A 16,745-nucleotide genomic window follows, 5' to 3' on the forward strand; every position below is an offset into this window, starting at 1 on the left:
GCAAACGGCAGTCTGCCTGCGCTAACACATCGATTGAAGGCGGAATCCGCGGCGGCCAATCAATCATTGGTCGCCGCAGTTTCGTTTGATCAGAAGGGATAGCGCTGCGCGGGATCCTTGATGGTGATCCATCTGAGATCGGTGAACTCGGCAATCGCCGCCTTGCCGCCGAAGCGGCCGCAGACGCTGCCCTTGACCCCGCCGAATGGCATCCGTGCCTCGTCGTTCAAGGTCGGGCCGTTGATGTGGCAAATGCCGGACTGGATGCGGCCGGCGACGGCCGACGCCCGCTGTACGTCACTGCTGACGACCGCTGACGAGAGACCACGTTCGGTGTGGCTGGCAACCCGCACTGCGCCGTCTTCAAACGGAAGACCGGTTTTTCGCCCGGCGCCGATCAGACGATCAGCCCCTTCATTGGCAGCACATGATCGGATCCGGGAAAGACATCACGCGTCAATACGGCTGGAGAAGCGCCGAGCAGATCGACCGCGATACCCTTGACCACAGCGCGCAGATCCGTCGTGGCGGCAAGGTCGCGGCCATCGCGCAATTGCGCCTGCTTGAGACCGGGCCAATCGGCAATCACCCGGCCGCCCTTGATTGCGCCGCCGGCGAGGAAGGCCGCCGTTCCGGTGCCGTGGTCGGTGCCCTGCGTACCGTTGACCTGGGCCGTGCGGCCGAATTCGGTCGCAACGAGGATGGCCGTGTCCTTCCATGCCGGACCAAGCTCTTGCTGGAACGCAGCCAGGGAATTGTCGAGCCCGACGAGCAGCTTGTTTAGCCGGTCCACCTCGCCGGCGTGCGTATCCCATCCTTCGAAGGCCAATGCCGCGACGCGGGGACCGTCATCCTGCGCGAGCAACCGCGCAGCGCCTCTCGCCATCTGCTCCATTCCGGTGGGGTCGCCCGGGCCGCCTTTTGCCTTGACGTCGAGGCCGGCGGCGATCTTGCCGGTCGAAATGCCCTCGGCGAGGATTTTCGCAAAAAGAGGGTCAGTGTGATTGTAAAGATCCATCAGGCGCGGCGGCAGGTCGTCGCTCACCGGCTGCAGGTTGGACGGAGACCAGCCGAGCACCGGCGCCTTTCCGCGGATGACCAGCGGGGCGTTGGCACCAACGGACAATCCGCGGATCGCCGATGCGCCCGGCGCAACCTTGTCGCCCTTCGGCAGCCCGTCCAGCATCCGGTTCAGCCAGCCGGACTCGACGCGGCCGGGCATTTCATAGCCCGATTCTAGCACATCCTGACCGTCGAAATGAGATCGGTCGCGATAGGGGGTCGCGCTGGCATGCACGACGGCCGCCTGCCCTGCCCGATAGAGCCGGTTGAAATTCAGCATCGACGGATGCAGCGCAAAAAAGCTGTCGAGTGGCAAGGCCGCCTGGGGGCCGCTCGTCGTCATGGCGATCTGCTGCCGCAGCGCTTCATAGTCTGGATCGCCGACGGGCGGCACGGCCGTCAATCCATCGAGCGCGCCGCGCAGAATGATGGTGACGAAGCGCGGGTCGCGTCCGCCGGCCGCATGGGCGAAGCGCGGAATGAAGGCCCAGGCGAACAAGGCGCTTGAAGCGCCAAGAACGGCACGACGGGTGGGGGTCATGAGTTCGCAGGTCATGGTCAGCGCCTTTGAAATTCGGGGGAAAGATAAGCGATTGCCAGACCCTGATTACGGGTCTCCGCGCGCGACACCGCCTGTAGCGTCTCATTCGAAAGAAGCGGTCCGAGGCTGTCGGAAACGAAACGTCGGGGATCAATCTGAGGCGGTACCGCATTCGCGATCATATTGGCGACATCCATGCGCATGCTGAGGCTCTCGCTGGAGGCCCAGGCGTCGACGGTGTCGGCAAAGCCGTTGGGACCGGCGGGCGCCCAGAAGGGTTGGCCCATCGCCGTCAAAGCGCCGAGAACGACATTCGGCTTCGGCGTCTCGCCGCTTGCCCGTAAGAGAGCGATCATGAATTCCAGCGGGGAGCGAACCTTTGACAGCGTCGGGTCCCAGGCCTCCTCGGAGCCGATCAGCGCCCGGTAGACGGCCGAGAGATCGCCATCCGTCTTGCTGAAGGTCGCAGCGACGGTCTGCACGAGCGCCGGCGGCGGCGTATCGGTGACGAAATGGCGAACAAGCTTGGTGGCAATATGCTGCGCGGTCGCCGGGTGGCGGGCGAGATCCCGCAGCGCTTCCCGCCCCTGCCCGACGCCATTGTCGGCATAGGTGAGGCCAAGCAGCGTCTGGTCGCCGGGCTCGTGCGCGCCCGCATTGAAGACGAAGGTGCCGGGTTCGCCGAGCTTGCCTTCGGCTCGCGCCACTGTCCAGCCGGTGATGATCTTGGCAAGCGTCGTCACATCGGTCTGCGTATAGCCGCCGTTGACGCCGAGCGTATGCAATTCCAGTGTCTCGCGGGCGAGGTTTTCATTGAGGCCGCGCTTCTTGTTGGCGTTGGCCCTGGAGTTCGGCCCGATCGATTGCTGATTGTCGAGATAGCCGAGCATGGCCGGGTGCGTCTCGACGGCGAGCAGCATATCGGCGAAACGCCCGAAAACATGCGGCCGGATGGCTTCGCGCTCGAAGGCGCCGGCAACGATATGAACCTCCTCGCTCTTCGAGACGGCGACCGCGAAGTGGTTTGCCCAGAACATGGCAAGCCGCTCGCCGAAGCCGATCAAGGGCTGCCGGATGGTGCCGTTGAAGCGTGCATCGACCTCTGCCAGCAGAACCTGCTGCGGAAGGTATGGCATTGCGGCCATTGCAGGCTTTTCCTGCTTCTCGACCGGCTTGCCTGTTGGCGCAGCCATTGCCGGATTGCTTGGCTGGGCTGCCATGGCACCCGAGGCCTGTACAGGCGGTTGCTGTGGCCGTTGCGGCCCTTGCATCGGCTTGTCCTGTTGCATGGCGGCTGCAGCCTGCTCTCTGGCCTCCTTGCGCTGCTCCTGGAAAGCAAAGAGAGAGACGAGAAGATCAGCGGTGGATTGAAGCTGCGGTCCGACCGGAACGGGAACGAAGCGTTCCGTGATTTCCTCCATCAATGCTCCGCGCGGGTTCGATGCGATCGGCGCGGTGCCGTTACGGTCTGCTCCCAACCCGAAGCGGGAAAGGGCGAGCGCGGCATAAACATCATTCGATTGCTGAGCCATGTCCTGCCAACTCCTGTTTCAAACACGTTTCTTAAACGCGGTCGTCTTCCCGATCTGTCGCCCGGCAGGCATGATCATTTTGTGACAGCGGCTTTCGGCACGCTGCGGCGGATCATGCTTTCGGCAAGAGCGCGGCGTTCGTCATAGGAAAGCGTTGCCGCGAAATCGACGGCGCGCTGCTCGAGTTTGGCCCTCAACCCAGTATCGGCGTTGCGGGCTCTGGCCAGAGCGGCCGACAGCGCTTCCGTATCGAGTGTCGGCTGCCCCAGAATGGAAGCGGCGTCGACCTTGGCCTGTTGCGCATCGAGAATGGTTTGCCTTTCCTCCTTGCGCGCCTCGTTGAGGGCGGCCCGGAGGGCCTTTCTCTGCGACGACGGCAATTGCTCGCCGCCCAAGGGCATCATGGCGGTACGCGCCTGCGAATTGCGGATCCAGGTCAACCCTCCACCTGCAAGTGCTGCGATCAGGAAGGTGTTCAACACCAGCAGAGATATGACCAGTATTCGGAAACTGCGGTCTGTCATTGGCTTTCCTGCGTTATGGTCACGTCCGGCCCGATGTCGCCGAACATGGTGCTGGTCCCATCGGATATGGGCGGCGTTTCCGATGTCAGGCTCGGCGCCAACACGGCGATGGCAACGCTGCCGGCAAGAGCGCCCGCGAGCCCGACGCCGACAAGGCCAATGCCGGCAGAGCCGAACCGGAACCAATTGCGGATCTTCGATCGGCGGGCGATCTGCGCGACGATCCGGCCATCCAAGCCGGCAAGCGCAACTTTCGGCATATAGGTATCAAGCAGCGCATCGAGATCGGCGGCCCGCTCCAGCAGGCCGCCCACATCGTTGTTCCTGGCATAGTCGCGCGCCGCCGCTCGCTCCGCCTGAGGCCAGCGGCCGATATCGCTGCCATAGGCATCGGCCAGTTCAGCAAATCGTTCGCCGCTCATCGGGCCCGCGACATGTTCAGCCATCGCTCTGTTCCTTCAACAAAAGCGCCTGCAGGGATCGCCTTCCTCGCGCCAGCAGGCTTTCCAATGCATCCACGCTGACATCCATGATCGCAGCCGCTTCCACATTCGACAGCGCCTGATAATAAACCAGAATGATCGCCTCGCGCTGCCGGGGCGCGATCATCTGCATCGCTCGCTCCACACGCCGGGAGGGATCATCCTCGCTCATCAGACCCGCATCCGGTCCCGGCCCTTCATCCTCGATGTCGGGCGGTTGTTCGGCAAGAACGTCCTTGCGCCGCCTTAGGCGATCGTAGCAAAGGTTGATCGCGACACGGTGCACCCAGGTGCTGAAGCGGGCGTTGCGCTGGCGCCAGCCGCCGGCGTTTCGCCACACCCGCAGGAATGTCTCCTGCGCCACATCCTCGGCCTCGGCGGCATCGCCAAGCATGCGGGTCGCCACCGAAAGGATACGAGGCAGCTGCCGTGTCACCATAACGCGCATTGCCGGGACATCGCCGGCGGCGATGCGACCCACCAAATCCTCATCCGGGTCGCCACTCTCGGGCGCGCGATCCCTTTTCATCGACAATCGCCACCGTCCAAGTTTCGTGCGACTTTCGCATAGCACGCCCCTTCCCTGCCGTTGACAAGAGAGCTTTGCCTACCTGCCGCTTGCGGCGCATGGTACCAATCCGATCGCAGCGTCTCTTTCCTTCGACATCGAGCATGGGTTCTCAACGGTTCAACGCACAAGGCGCCGAAATCCGTCGCTCTCACATCATCGATTTGCGAATAATTATTGCCGCATGATGGCGCTGCAGCGAAGATGCGAAAAGCCGGCTCGCCTGGACACCGAGGCCCAGCCTCTAGCCTCCAGGCTGCCGGCGCATCCGCTGGCTCAGATGCCAAGATCACTTCCGATCAGAGCGTGAGCAGATCGCTTGTCGTCTGCCCCTGATCATTGGCGGTGTAGGGGTTGCCGACATCCGGCGTTTGCGGGCGCTGCGCCTTCACAGCCGCTTCGAACTGGCTTTGCGTCAGCGATCCGGAATTTGAAGTATCCAGGCTCTTGAACAGCGTCGTTGCCTGATCTTCGCCGACATCGGACGGGCGGGCGGCTACGAATTCCGCTTCCGTCACATTGCCGTCGCCGTTGGTGTCCATCGAGGAAAATAAGTCGGAGAGCTGCTTGTCGCTCATATGTCCGCCATGATGCATGTGTCGACCCGAACGCATCGCCTCTGCCAACTGCGTTTCGCTCAGCGAGCCGGTTTTGTTCTTGTCGAAGCTTTTGAACAGCGTCCGGGCTTGATCCTCGCTGACACTGGAGGGACGCGCGGCAACGAATTCCGCCTCGCTAATCTTGCCATCGCCGTTGGTATCCATGGCTTTGATCTTATCGCTCTGACTGCTGCTCACTGTAGCGGCGGCCGCGGACTGCTGCGTGCTCGACGTCGGATCGACGGAGCTGCCGTCGGAGTTCAACGTGGGGTCGTCGTTGCTACCATCGCTGCTGGCCTGCAGGTTGAGAATGATATTCATCAGCTGCGCCATCAATTGCTCGGCGGCAGCGGTCTGAGATTGACCGTCTGATGATGACGAGGAGTTTCCCCGCGAAGAACCGCCCGCTAGTGTCAAGGATGTGGAATCGTCTGTTGCGGACAGTGTCGAACGCGATGTCAGATACTGATAATAGTTGTTTGGTAGGACCGAGGTAATGCTCGTCATGGGGACCTCCAGGGGGGAGCGTTGAGGAGAATTGCGATAGCCCGCGCGTACACGAATCGAACATAAGGCCGTCGAGGCCGACCGCGCGAAAGCGCCGCCATGGCTTCGACCATCGATATGGGCGCATGGAATTGCCGAAGGCTGGCGGTCAAATCCGCGTTGCGCCCGGATTTGACGGATAGGCCAATCATGAAGCGGTGATCGCCAGTGGCGACCTGTCGCCATCATGGCGCTATCGGCATCTGCACATTTTCGATTTTGCACTTCCCAACGCAGCGAAATTGCCGAATGAAACTTGTGCGTGGCTTATAGGTGCTTGACGAATACGTCTCGTTGCGATTTTCTCTCTCGATTTCTAGGGAGTATTTAGGGGTTCGCTTCGCCACCTGACGTTGCCTGGTGTATGGGGTTACCGGCACTGACGCGGCGAGGCGGAATAAAAATACCAAAAAAGAGGGGTACGGCTAGAAATGTGCTTCTGGGGAGAACTGAATGCGGCGAACTAAGGAAGAGGCGGCGGAAACGAGAAGCGAGATTTTGCAATCCGCAAAAGCTCTGTTTCTCGACAAGGGATATGAGAATGTCAGCCTCGAGGAGATAGCCACAACAGCCGGTGTTACGCGGGGGGCGGTGCACTGGCATTTTAAGAACAAGCAGGGGCTGATGTTTGCGATCCGCGACGAGGCGCAACAGCCATTTCAGGAATTGGCCGAGCGGATGTCGCGCGAGCTGCCGCCCAACCCACTCGATCTCGTGGCAGATGCGATTGCAGCCATATTCGAGGACGTTCAGCAAGATCCGCGCAAGCGCAGCATGCTGAAGGTGATGATGCATCTCGACATGGCTTTTTGCGACGGAACGACGAGCCGCGCGAGCTCCTTCCGGCAGGATATGCACGATAATTTTGAGCGAATCTTCACGTTGATGAACGAGAAGACGCAGTTGCCGGCACCCTGGACGCCGGACACGGCTGCCTCGGCGCTAACCGCCGTCATCGGTGGCTTGATCACCGAATGGACGCTCGACAGGGGCAATTTCCAGCTCGCGCCCTGCGGACAGATGTTCATCAAGATGGTTTTGAAGACCTGGTTCCCATCGGCCCAGATGCAGGAAATAGAGACGTCTGCGGCTTAAAAACTTAGCGGCTCGAAAACTAAAAAGGATCCGGAGGGAAAGCCGGATCCTTTCTCTTTGATCGGAGGTCAACCGATCAGTTGAAGAAGCCTGACGGATTGGAACGTCAGGCTTCCCTTACCCGGCGCGGGCCGGGTAATCTCTTATTAGAAGCTACGCTCGAAGCGCAGGATACCAGCCCACTGATCCTGGTTCACAGAATCGAAGTTGGTGTAGGAAACTTCCGGCTCGATGAGCAGGTTCTTGACCGGGTTCCACTTCAGGTTCGTGGTAGCGGCGAAGATCTTGCTGTCGGTGTAGGCGAGCTGGAGGTTCCACTTCAGCTTTTCGTTGATCGGAACGCTAGCGCCACCCCAAACGGCCCAGTCACCCCAGCCGCACTTCGATGCATCAGCAACGGGGCAAGCAGAACGGTCAAGGTTCGTGCCGGCATACTTGTTCAGCTTCTTGCCATCGGTGTTGTAACCACCCATCAAGAAGGCCGAGAATACGCCGAAGTCGGCATCGACGCGAGCCTTGATAGCGCCTTCTTCAACGATCGAGTCGTAACCGCCGACGACCTTGAAGCCGAAGTTGCCAACCTTGTAGCCAACACCGGCAACGGCGTCAGGAGCGTAGTGGTTAGCCTTGTCGTCTGCCCACCAGCTGGAGCCGTAGGAAGCGCCGGAGCCGCTGGAGTTGCTGTCTTCGACCGAGACCACAGCCGTGAAGCCGTTGCCGGCATCGTAGTTATAGCTGATCTGGTTCAGCTCGTACGGGCCGTCATAGATGACGTCGTCGTTGATGACGTCGCCGGCGTAGCCGATGTACGAATTGTACTGCGAGTCAGCCTTACCGACGAGGAAGCCACCAAGGCTGATGTTAGCGAACAGCAGCTTGGTGCTGGTCGTGTTGCCTTCGCTCCAATCCCAGCGAATAACCATGTTGGTCTTCAGCGGGCCGTATTCAGTGTCGGAAGCGGTATTGACGTTCAGCTCAGCACGGGTGTGCCACAGCGTGCCCTGCTTGCTGTTCGGGTTGTAGGCATCATACCATTCACCTTCGGTACGGACGCGGCCGCCGATCTTGAGGCAGGTTTCCGTGCCCGGAATGAAGAAGTAGCCAGCACCGTATGCGTCGCAGATGCGAACGTATTCCAGCGGCTCCGGCTCAGCAGCAACGATGGCGTCGGCTGCGTGAGCACCGGATACTGCTGCCAGCGCAGCAGCGGAGCCGAGAAGAAGGCTCTTGATGTTCATGATAAACTCCTGGTTGCAATATGCATTTCGAACCTACCGCGAGTACAGGGCTGGAATACCACTTTAAAGATCGGCCTCGTTCAAACGCGACCAGGCAGCCCGGCAAATACGCACCTAATGTTGGCTTGAGTCCCCTCGAACCTCCACAATTGACCCCGCGGCAAAGGTCTGGAAATGCCTTTACCGATCCGGCCGATAGCTCGACCGTAAGACAACTTGTGTCCTGCATCCGATTTACAAACAGCCCGTATGTTTGTCAATTATGTGAAACCGACCCGCGCATTAGTCTTGATCGCTGTTGCCTAAATGCAACTGCCGACAGCGAGGCCCATGCAACCTCCTCTGGCGAAAGCCGAAAGGCGCCGATTGCGCCCTACCGGAAGCATGAACGCGCCAGCGGGCGGCATCCTGGACAAGTCCGAGCTTGGTGGTCAACTCCGATCGGCGCGCACCGATATTTTCGACTCATGGTGGAACGTTCCCGTCGAAGCCATCCGGTGCCCGGCGCAGCTGGGAGCCACCAGGCGAAATGCGATCGTCGCTATAGGGTTGACAGCAGCGGAAGAGAGAGCTTAGCCTTCCAGCATTCACCAGGGGGGTCCCGGCAAGGGGCTGAGATACTGCTGGACAATATGGCTTTGCCTGTTGTGGCGCAGTGACCCGTTGAACCTGATCCAGTTCATACTGGCGTAGGGACGGTGCAAGCGCTCGATGGCTCTGGGTTCACGCGTGGAATCCATATCGACGTCTTTCCATCATTCCGGCTGATTGACTGGGTCTCCAACCGCAATTTGGAGCCTCAAACCATGAACATTGCCGCAAAAAACCTCACTCCGACCGTCACCACCGGCCCACTGCCGGCCTCGAGGAAGATCTACATTCCTGGAGACATCCATGCCGATATCCGTGTGCCGATGCGTGAGATCAGCGTCCATCCGACATCGGGTGAACCGCCCGTCGTCGTCTATGATTCTTCAGGCCCCTATACGATCGAGGGCGCCGATATCAGCATCGAGCAGGGCCTGTCGCAGCTCCGCCGCGACTGGGTGCTCGCCCGCGGCGATGTCGAGGCCTACGAAGGCCGCCATGTGCGCCCCGAAGACAATGGCTTCGTCAGCGGCGACCGGTTGACACCCGAATTTCCCGGACGTCGCCAGCCGCTGCGCGCCAAAGACGGCAAGGCGGTCACGCAGCTTGCCTATGCGCGTGCCGGCATCATCACCCCGGAGATGGAATTCATCGCCATCCGCGAGAATCTCGGTCGAAAGGCCAAGGCAGAAGCGTTGGTTCGAGACGGCGAAAGCTTCGGTGCTCATATTCCCGATCATGTGACGCCGGAATTCGTTCGCCAGGAAGTCGCCGCCGGCCGCGCCATCATCCCGGCCAACATCAATCACCCCGAGGCCGAACCGATGATCATCGGCCGGAACTTCCTGGTGAAAATCAACGCCAATATCGGCAACTCCGCCGTTACCTCCTCCATGGCAGAGGAAGTCGAGAAGATGGTCTGGGCTGCCCGCTGGGGCGCCGATACCGTCATGGATCTTTCGACCGGCCGCAACATCCACAACATCCGCGAATGGATCATCCGCAATTCGCCGCTGCCGATCGGCACGGTTCCGCTCTATCAGGCGCTCGAAAAGGTCGGCGGCATTGCCGAGGAACTCACCTGGGAGGTCTATCGCGACACGCTGATCGAGCAGGCCGAACAGGGCGTCGACTATTTCACCATCCATGCCGGCGTGCGGCTGCACTACATCCCGCTGACGGTCAATCGCGTCACCGGCATCGTGTCGCGCGGCGGCTCGATCATGGCGAAGTGGTGTCTCCATCACCACCGCGAGAGCTTCCTCTACGAGCATTTCGAGGAGATCTGCGATATCTGCCGCGCCTATGACGTCTCCTTCTCGCTCGGCGACGGCCTGCGCCCCGGCTCGATCGCCGACGCCAATGACGCCGCGCAGTTTGCCGAACTCGAAACCCTGGGCGAACTGACGAAGATCGCCTGGGCGAAAGACTGCCAGGTGATGATCGAAGGCCCCGGCCATGTGCCGATGCACAAGATCAAGGAAAACATGGACAAGCAGCTGGCCGTCTGTGGCGAAGCGCCTTTCTACACGCTCGGGCCGCTGACGACGGATATCGCGCCGGGCTACGATCATATCACCTCGGGAATCGGCGCTGCCATGATCGGCTGGTTCGGCACGGCGATGCTCTGCTACGTCACCCCGAAGGAGCATCTCGGCCTGCCCGACCGCAACGACGTCAAGACCGGCGTCATCACCTACAAGATCGCGGCCCATGCGGCCGACCTTGCCAAGGGTCATCCAGCCGCGCAGGTGCGTGACGACGCGTTGTCGCGCGCCCGCTTCGAGTTCCGCTGGGAAGATCAGTTCAACCTGTCGCTCGATCCGGACACCGCCCGCAGCTTCCACGACGAGACCTTGCCGAAGGAAGCCCATAAGGTTGCGCATTTCTGCTCGATGTGCGGCCCGAAATTCTGTTCGATGCGGATTTCGCACGACATTCGCGCCGAGGCCCAGAAAGAGGGGCTGGACGCAATGGCGGCCAAATACCGTGAAGGTGGCGATCTCTATATGCCGATCGACAACCTTCCGCATCCGGCCGAGTGAGATGCGCGTCCTAGTCAAAGGGGCCGGCGTCGCCGGCCTCACGGTCGCCCATGAACTTCATGTTCGGGGCGCGGACGTAACCGTGCTGGACCCGTGCCTGAAATTCGACCATGCCGCCTCCTGGCTCGCCGGCGGCATGCTGGCGCCCTGGTGCGAACGGGAAAGTGCCGATGAGGCAGTGCTTCGGCGCGGCCTCGACGCCGCCGATCGATGGGATGCGATCCTGCCGGGCGAAGTGGCGCGCAACGGCACCCTGGTCGTCGCGCCGCCGCGCGATCACGGCGAGCTCAAGCGATTCGCCGGCCGCACCTCCGGCTATCGTTTGATAGAGGAGAGCGAAATCGCCGCTCTCGAACCCGTCCTTGCCGGCCGTTTCAGGCAAGGCCTGTTCTTTCCGCAGGAAGCCCATCTGGATCCACGCCGGGCGCTGCGCCGACTGCAGGAAAAGCTTCTGGCGAGAGGCGTTGCTTTTGCCGCCATGGATGTAAGCGAGGACGATTTCTCCGAAATCGTCGATTGCACCGGCGCCGCTCGCATCGGACACACTCCTGACCTGCGCGGTGTGCGCGGCGAAATGCTCTATCTGCGCACGGAAGAAGTGGCACTCGCCCGGCCCATCCGCCTGCTGCACCCTCGCATTCCCGTCTATATCGTTCCGCGCGGCAGCGGTCACTTCATGGTCGGGGCGACCATGATCGAGACCGAATTCGACGGACCGATCACGGCGCGTTCGCTGATGGAACTGCTGAACGCCGCCTACGCGCTGCACCCCGCCTTTGCAGACGCCGCGGTCATCGAAACCGGTGCCGGCATCCGCCCCGCCTTTCCCGACAATCTCCCGCGGGTGACGCGGGAGGGAAACGTCGTCGTGACGAATGGCTTCTATCGCCACGGTTTCCTTCTGGCGCCGGCAATCGCGGCCGAAACTGCCGACCTCGTGCTTTCCGAACAATCCAGGCAAAGGAGCCCCAGATGCGCCTGATCATCAATGGAGAAGCTCAGACAATCGCCGCAACCACACTTTCGCAACTTCTGACGGCGCTCGACTACGAAGGCGACTGGTTGGCAACCGCCGTCAACGGCGAGCTCGTGCACCGCGAAGACCGCGATGATCACGCGCTGAACGATAACGACAGGATCGAAATTCTGACCCCAATGCAGGGAGGTTGAGCCATGCCCGATTTCTACGGAAGCCAAATCGAATCTCGTCTCCTACTCGGTACCGCGCGCTATCCCTCGCCGGCCGTCCTTGCCGAAGCGGTCAGGCGATCGCAAACAGAAATCGTCACCGTGTCGCTGCGGCGTGAAACGGCCGGCGGGCGCAATGGCGGCGCCTTCTTCGACATGATCCGCGCGCTTGGCGTTCGTGTTCTTCCCAACACGGCCGGCTGCCATGGCGTCTCGGAAGCAGTGCTGACGGCAAGGATGGCCCGCGAGGTATTTCAGACCAACTGGATCAAGCTCGAAGTGATCGGCAATCACGATACGCTACAGCCGGATGTTTTCGCACTTGTCGAGGCGGCACGAATTCTGGCCGATGACGGCTTCGAGGTCTTTCCCTATACCACGGACGATCTCGTGGTCGCCGAACGGCTGCTGGAAGCCGGATGCAAGGTGCTTATGCCCTGGTGCGCGCCTATCGGAACGGCGGCGGGGCCGCTCAATCTTTCTGCCCTACGTTCCATGCGGGCGCATTTTCCCGAGGTGCCGCTGATCGTGGATGCCGGCATCGGCCGACCCTCGCATGCGGCGATCGTCATGGAGCTCGGCTTCGACGCCGTGCTGCTCAACACAGCGGTTGCCGGCGCCGGCGATCCGGCCACGATGGCGGAGGCCTTCGCCAAGGCCATCGATGCCGGCAGGCAGGCGTTCGGTGCGGGCATGCTGGAGCCCCGCGACATGGCGGTGCCCTCGACGCCCGTGATCGGAAAGGCGGTGTTCGCGTGAGGCTCGATCCCTTCTATCTGATCATCGACAGCGGCGCCTGGATCGAAAGGCTGGTGCCGCTGGGCGTCAGGCTGGTGCAGCTGCGCATCAAGGATCGCAGCGCTGCTGAAATCCGCGCGGATATCCGCAAGGCTAAGGCAATCTGCGCGGTCCATGGATGCCAGCTGATCGTGAACGACTACTGGCAGCTTGCCATCGAGGAAGGCTGCGATTTCATTCATCTCGGCCAGGAAGACCTGGCGGAGGCGGACCTCGATGCCATCCGGGCGGCAGGACTAAGACTGGGGCTTTCGACGCACGACGAAGCCGAGCTGGAAACAGCGCTTGCCGCCTGCCCCGACTACATCGCGCTCGGGCCGATTTATCCCACCGTGCTCAAGGTCATGCCGTGGGCGCCGCAAGGCCTGCAGCGCATCGGCCACTGGAAAGCGCGGGTCGGCAATATCCCGCTTGTGGCGATCGGCGGCCTGACCGTGGAGCGCATTTCCGGCGTGTTGGAGAGTGGCGCCGACAGCGCCGCGGTCGTCACCGACATCACACGCAATCCCGATCCCGAATCACGGACGCTGGAATGGCTCAAAGCGACGCGCAGCCACATTCCGGCCACGTGATCCCACGCAAAATCATCGTGGAAGCGCTGAATTTCAGGACTTCAGCGCGGATGAACGGCGCATTCATCGAACATTCAGCTGAACATATTCATGCTTCAAACGTTGAATAGATGACTCGCGAATTCGCTGAGCAATGTAGACTGCTTTGGAGGTAGTCATGATAAAGAAAACGGTCCTTACAGTTTTGCTGGCCGCTACGGTTGTAGGCGGCACGTTGGCTCCCGCCAACTTCGCTCAGGCGCAGCAATATTATCGCTACCACCATCATCACCATCACAATGGTGGCGCAATCGCAGGCGGCGTAGCCGCAGGCCTCCTCGGCGGCCTCATCGTCGGTGGCGCCCTTGCCAACCGCGGCCCCGTTTACGGAGGCCCTGTTTACGAAGAACCGGCGCCGAGATGCTGGCTTGAAAGCCGGCCGGTTCAGAACCGCTACGACGAAGGCTACCACTACGAGCGCGTCCGCGTCTGCGATTAAGCAGCTAAGGCTTGGTCAACTCACAGACGGACGTCTCGTTTAACGAGCGGCTTTGTATTGCCGGCGACCCAAACCGCCGGCAATGTATCTATGGGCGACGTGAGTACACACCGTTCGCCCGCCTAAAGGCCATGCGTTCTCGAATAGGCGTTGCGCTCGGGAAAAGTCCGACCGGCAAGGCTCTCCGGATGAGGCCGCCAGATTTCGACGCCTAGCGGATAGCACGGTGCCGCATCGCTCGAATGGCCGCTACCGCAATCACCACCTGGGCAGGCCGAAAGAGCACCGAGAAGATCGATCTCAGCAAAGAACTCAATGAAATCGCCCGGCCTTACCGGACTTGCCTTCATGAAATACTGATGGGTGTCGTGGGTGAACCCCGTGCACATGAAGACATTCAGCACATCATGAACATGGGCTTCCGCCTCCCGAACCGACATGTTCATTTCTGAAGCGAGCGCGCGCGACAGGTTCGAATGGCAGCAATGATGGTAATTGTCGCCTTTCAGCAGTCGATTGGTATAGGGGTCGCAGCGCGTGCCGATGACATCGTGAACGCCGGCTCCATCCTTATCCCATCCATACCAGCCGAGCGTGTCATGGGTGATCGTCGCCATCGGACGTAGATGTGGCAGGCTGCTCCACAAGCGATCGCCGACGCCGACATGCGTGGCATGAAGCGCGCGGGTCTTGCCGCTGAAGAAGCGTTCCGAAAGATCGTCGGCATTCCATAGATTGAGGTCGCCGACCTGGGAGCCCTCCATACTGACGATACGGAAGAAATGCCCTTTCGGCACCCGGAAGCTGCCCGCTTCCCGCGGCGGCACGATGACCTCTGCGACCTTGGTCATGCTTTGCCTTGCGGCTTGGAGTATATTCATCCCGGCGGGTGGCAGCGTCTCATTCGGATAGACGACAACGGGCGGCTTGCTGCGCCGTTCCTCGGCATCAGCGGAAGCGGAAATGTCACGAATTGTCTGCATTGCGGTCACATAGCCCCTTGTCGGCTCCGGGTTTCGAGGTTTCGGGCTTTCAACAACGCCGCAGGCGGCGGTGGGCAAGCCACGATGTCGCCCGCAATGTAGCGACATCATGCCAATGCACAACGCTCATTGTTCTTGCGCTTTGGCTAAGTTTTGCTTAGCCTTGGTTCATGCGCCATATCCCCTATGCCTCCCTTTGCGCCTTCGAGGCGGCCGTGCGCCACGAGAGTTTCGCCCGAGCTGCGGCTGAGCTCAATCTGACGGCGGCCGGGATAAGTCAGCATGTGCGGATAATGGAGAACTGGCTTGGCGTTGCGCTGTTCACGCGCCACGCCCGCGGCGTGACGGCAACGGCGGCCGGCCGCGAGTTCGGGGCTGTCGTGGCAAGTGGCCTCGGTCATATCCAGAACGCGGCACAGCAGTTGAAGCGGGAGAGCCATGACAGACCGGTCAGCGTCGCCTGCATCGCATCCTTCGCCACGCGCTGGCTGATACCGCGGCTGCCGGATTTCCGGAAGGAGCACCCGGAGATTCGCATCAACATCGTCTATGCGCTCGATGCGAAGACGCCGGAAGCAGCAAGCGTCGATCTGCTGATCCGCCATGGAACAAGGCCCGGAGCAAATTCCATCCCCCTTTTGAGCGCTCAAACCCGACCGACGTGCTCGACGGAATTCAAGCTTCGCCATGGCTCGTTCAACGCGCCGGCCGACCTGGTCGATGCCGAGCTCCTGCATGATGAAACGACGGCGGCCTGGGCGCGCTGGTTTGCACTCAAAGGGGTCCATCGGCCTCTGAAGCCAGGCCCGATCTTTGCCGATTTCAGCCTGATGATCGGATCGGTCATCGGTGCTCAGGGCATCGGCCTCTGCCCGGTCTCCTTGATTGCCGAGGAACTGGCCAACGGAACATTGGTCACCCTGTTCGATTCGCCCCTGGACACCGACAAGTTCTATTGGCTGATCGAAGCCGACCGCCTTTCCAGGGAGGCGGAAACTTTTCGCGACTGGCTCGTCGCGGAAAGCTGCAGATCGGAATCCAAGCTGGTTCCTTGATAATCTGTACCTCCGAATCCGCCGCTTGGGGCGTTGGCAAACGATACTTTTGCGTCTCGTCTCCTGGCCGCCTTGCTGCGTCGTTAAGGCGCAGATGATATCCACAAACGAAGCCGTGCAAGGCCGCTTAAATAGATGGAAACTATCGATTCTTTCTGATTTATCTATTTTGCCTATTGCGGCGCACGCTCTATGTTGCGGCGCGAAAGCCATTCAGTCCAAACATTGCAAGGGTACCATGTCCGTTCTCAATACCGCCGTTAAGCCGTTCAAAGCCCAAGCCTTCAAGCAGGGCAAATTCATCGAGGTCACGGAAGCTGACATCGCAGGCAAGTGGGCGGTTTTCTTCTTCTATCCGGCCGATTTCACCTTCGTCTGCCCGACTGAGCTTGGCGACGTCGCCGATCATTACGCCGAACTGCAACGCCTCGGCGTCGAGGTCTTCTCCGTCTCGACCGACACGCACTTTACGCACAAGGCCTGGCATGACAGCTCCGAGACCATCGGCAAGATCCAGTATGCCATGATCGGCGACCCGACCGGCACAGTCACTCGCAACTTCGACGTCATGCGCGAAGCCGAAGGCCTTGCCGACCGCGGCACCTTCGTCGTCGATCCGGACGGCGTCATCCAGGCGATGGAAATCACCGCCGAAGGCATCGGCCGCAACGCCGCCGACCTCTTGCGCAGGATCAAGGCGGCCCAGTATGTCCGCTCGCATCCGGGCGAAGTTTGCCCGGCCAAGTGGGAAGAAGGCGAAAAGACACTCGCTCCCTCGCTGCACCTCATCGGCAAGATCTGATTTGAGGATTGCTGGCCCTTCCTGGATCCAGGGAGGGCCACCTAACAAA

General features: G+C 60.9%; 17 protein-coding genes, 1 pseudogene and 1 riboswitch. Of the genes and pseudogenes, 9 read left to right on the plus strand and 9 right to left on the minus strand.

Annotation, left to right across the window (positions count from 1 at the left end):
* Positions 1-89: 89 nt before the first annotated feature.
* The 7 genes and pseudogenes from GA0061102_RS12135 to GA0061102_RS12165 all read right to left on the minus strand — a co-directional run.
* Positions 90-365 (minus strand): annotated as a pseudogene (locus tag GA0061102_RS12135) (aldehyde dehydrogenase family protein); the annotation flags it as partial.
* A gap of 32 nt (positions 366-397) precedes the next feature.
* On the minus strand, positions 398-1,618 hold the full coding sequence (locus tag GA0061102_RS12140) for a DUF1501 domain-containing protein (protein WP_092847280.1): 1,221 nt from the start codon (positions 1,616-1,618) through the stop codon (positions 398-400).
* Positions 1,619-1,620: 2 nt separating this feature from the next.
* Entirely contained in the window at positions 1,621-3,135 is a 1,515-nt protein-coding gene (locus GA0061102_RS12145) for a DUF1800 domain-containing protein (protein WP_092847282.1), read from the minus strand.
* Positions 3,136-3,209: 74 nt separating this feature from the next.
* Positions 3,210-3,659: a periplasmic heavy metal sensor gene (locus GA0061102_RS12150; protein WP_092847284.1), complete on the minus strand. Its 450-nt coding sequence runs from the start codon at positions 3,657-3,659 to the stop codon at positions 3,210-3,212.
* A complete protein-coding gene (locus GA0061102_RS12155) occupies positions 3,656-4,105 on the minus strand; it encodes a hypothetical protein (RefSeq protein WP_092847286.1) in 450 nt (149 codons plus the stop codon). Before GA0061102_RS12155 ends, GA0061102_RS12150 begins: the two co-directional genes overlap by 4 nt.
* Complete coding sequence (locus tag GA0061102_RS12160; RefSeq protein ID WP_280949820.1) at positions 4,098-4,715, minus strand: RNA polymerase sigma factor; 618 nt, start codon at positions 4,713-4,715, stop codon at positions 4,098-4,100. The genes GA0061102_RS12155 and GA0061102_RS12160 overlap by 8 nt, the downstream gene beginning before the upstream one ends.
* A gap of 293 nt (positions 4,716-5,008) precedes the next feature.
* Complete coding sequence (locus GA0061102_RS12165; RefSeq protein ID WP_092847290.1) at positions 5,009-5,815, minus strand: EF-hand domain-containing protein; 807 nt, start codon at positions 5,813-5,815, stop codon at positions 5,009-5,011.
* Positions 5,816-6,307: 492 nt separating this feature from the next.
* Here GA0061102_RS12165 and GA0061102_RS12170 point away from each other — a divergent pair, with 492 nt between their 5' ends.
* Entirely contained in the window at positions 6,308-6,949 is a 642-nt protein-coding gene (locus GA0061102_RS12170; protein ID WP_092847292.1) for a TetR family transcriptional regulator, read from the plus strand.
* Between the two features lie 146 nt (positions 6,950-7,095).
* Here the strand turns inward: GA0061102_RS12170 and GA0061102_RS12175 are convergent, their stop codons facing one another.
* A complete protein-coding gene (locus GA0061102_RS12175) occupies positions 7,096-8,187 on the minus strand; it encodes a porin (RefSeq protein ID WP_092847294.1) in 1,092 nt (363 codons plus the stop codon).
* 582 nt (positions 8,188-8,769) lie between these two features.
* Positions 8,770-8,901: riboswitch (TPP riboswitch) on the plus strand.
* A gap of 92 nt (positions 8,902-8,993) precedes the next feature.
* Here GA0061102_RS12175 and thiC point away from each other — a divergent pair.
* The 6 genes from thiC (at position 8,994) to GA0061102_RS12210 (ending at position 13,856) form a co-directional block, all read left to right on the plus strand.
* Positions 8,994-10,820: a phosphomethylpyrimidine synthase ThiC gene (gene thiC / locus GA0061102_RS12185; protein ID WP_092847443.1), complete on the plus strand. Its 1,827-nt coding sequence runs from the start codon at positions 8,994-8,996 to the stop codon at positions 10,818-10,820.
* Between the two features lies 1 nt (position 10,821).
* Positions 10,822-11,802, plus strand: a complete 981-nt coding sequence (thiO, locus tag GA0061102_RS12190; protein ID WP_092847298.1) for a glycine oxidase ThiO — start codon at positions 10,822-10,824, stop codon at positions 11,800-11,802.
* Complete coding sequence (thiS, locus tag GA0061102_RS12195) at positions 11,793-11,990, plus strand: sulfur carrier protein ThiS (RefSeq protein ID WP_004125194.1); 198 nt, start codon at positions 11,793-11,795, stop codon at positions 11,988-11,990. The genes thiO and thiS overlap by 10 nt, the downstream gene beginning before the upstream one ends.
* A gap of 3 nt (positions 11,991-11,993) precedes the next feature.
* Positions 11,994-12,767: a thiazole synthase gene (locus GA0061102_RS12200; RefSeq protein WP_092847300.1), complete on the plus strand. Its 774-nt coding sequence runs from the start codon at positions 11,994-11,996 to the stop codon at positions 12,765-12,767.
* Positions 12,764-13,378 carry a thiamine phosphate synthase gene (locus tag GA0061102_RS12205; RefSeq protein ID WP_092847302.1) on the plus strand — a complete coding sequence of 205 codons (615 nt, stop codon included), beginning with the start codon at positions 12,764-12,766 and terminating at the stop codon, positions 13,376-13,378. Before GA0061102_RS12200 ends, GA0061102_RS12205 begins: the two co-directional genes overlap by 4 nt.
* A 157-nt stretch (positions 13,379-13,535) precedes the next feature.
* Positions 13,536-13,856, plus strand: a complete 321-nt coding sequence (locus GA0061102_RS12210) for a hypothetical protein (protein WP_092847305.1) — start codon at positions 13,536-13,538, stop codon at positions 13,854-13,856.
* A 122-nt stretch (positions 13,857-13,978) separates the two neighbouring features.
* On the opposite strand, the gene GA0061102_RS12215 is transcribed toward GA0061102_RS12210, so the two are convergent.
* The gene (locus GA0061102_RS12215) at positions 13,979-14,839 is read right to left on the minus strand and encodes an urea carboxylase-associated family protein (protein ID WP_092847311.1); all 861 of its coding nucleotides are present in this window, start codon (positions 14,837-14,839) and stop codon (positions 13,979-13,981) included.
* A gap of 170 nt (positions 14,840-15,009) precedes the next feature.
* On the opposite strand from GA0061102_RS12215, the gene GA0061102_RS12220 reads away from it, so the two are divergent.
* Together GA0061102_RS12220 and ahpC are read left to right on the plus strand one after the other, a co-directional pair.
* Positions 15,010-15,894: a LysR substrate-binding domain-containing protein gene (locus GA0061102_RS12220; protein ID WP_092847315.1), complete on the plus strand. Its 885-nt coding sequence runs from the start codon at positions 15,010-15,012 to the stop codon at positions 15,892-15,894.
* A gap of 238 nt (positions 15,895-16,132) precedes the next feature.
* Positions 16,133-16,696: an alkyl hydroperoxide reductase subunit C gene (gene ahpC / locus GA0061102_RS12225; RefSeq protein ID WP_092847320.1), complete on the plus strand. Its 564-nt coding sequence runs from the start codon at positions 16,133-16,135 to the stop codon at positions 16,694-16,696.
* Positions 16,697-16,745 lie beyond the last annotated feature (49 nt).

This window comes from Martinezella miluonensis, from assembly GCF_900094545.1.
GTDB classification, from domain to species: Bacteria; Pseudomonadota; Alphaproteobacteria; order Rhizobiales; family Rhizobiaceae; genus Rhizobium; species Rhizobium miluonense.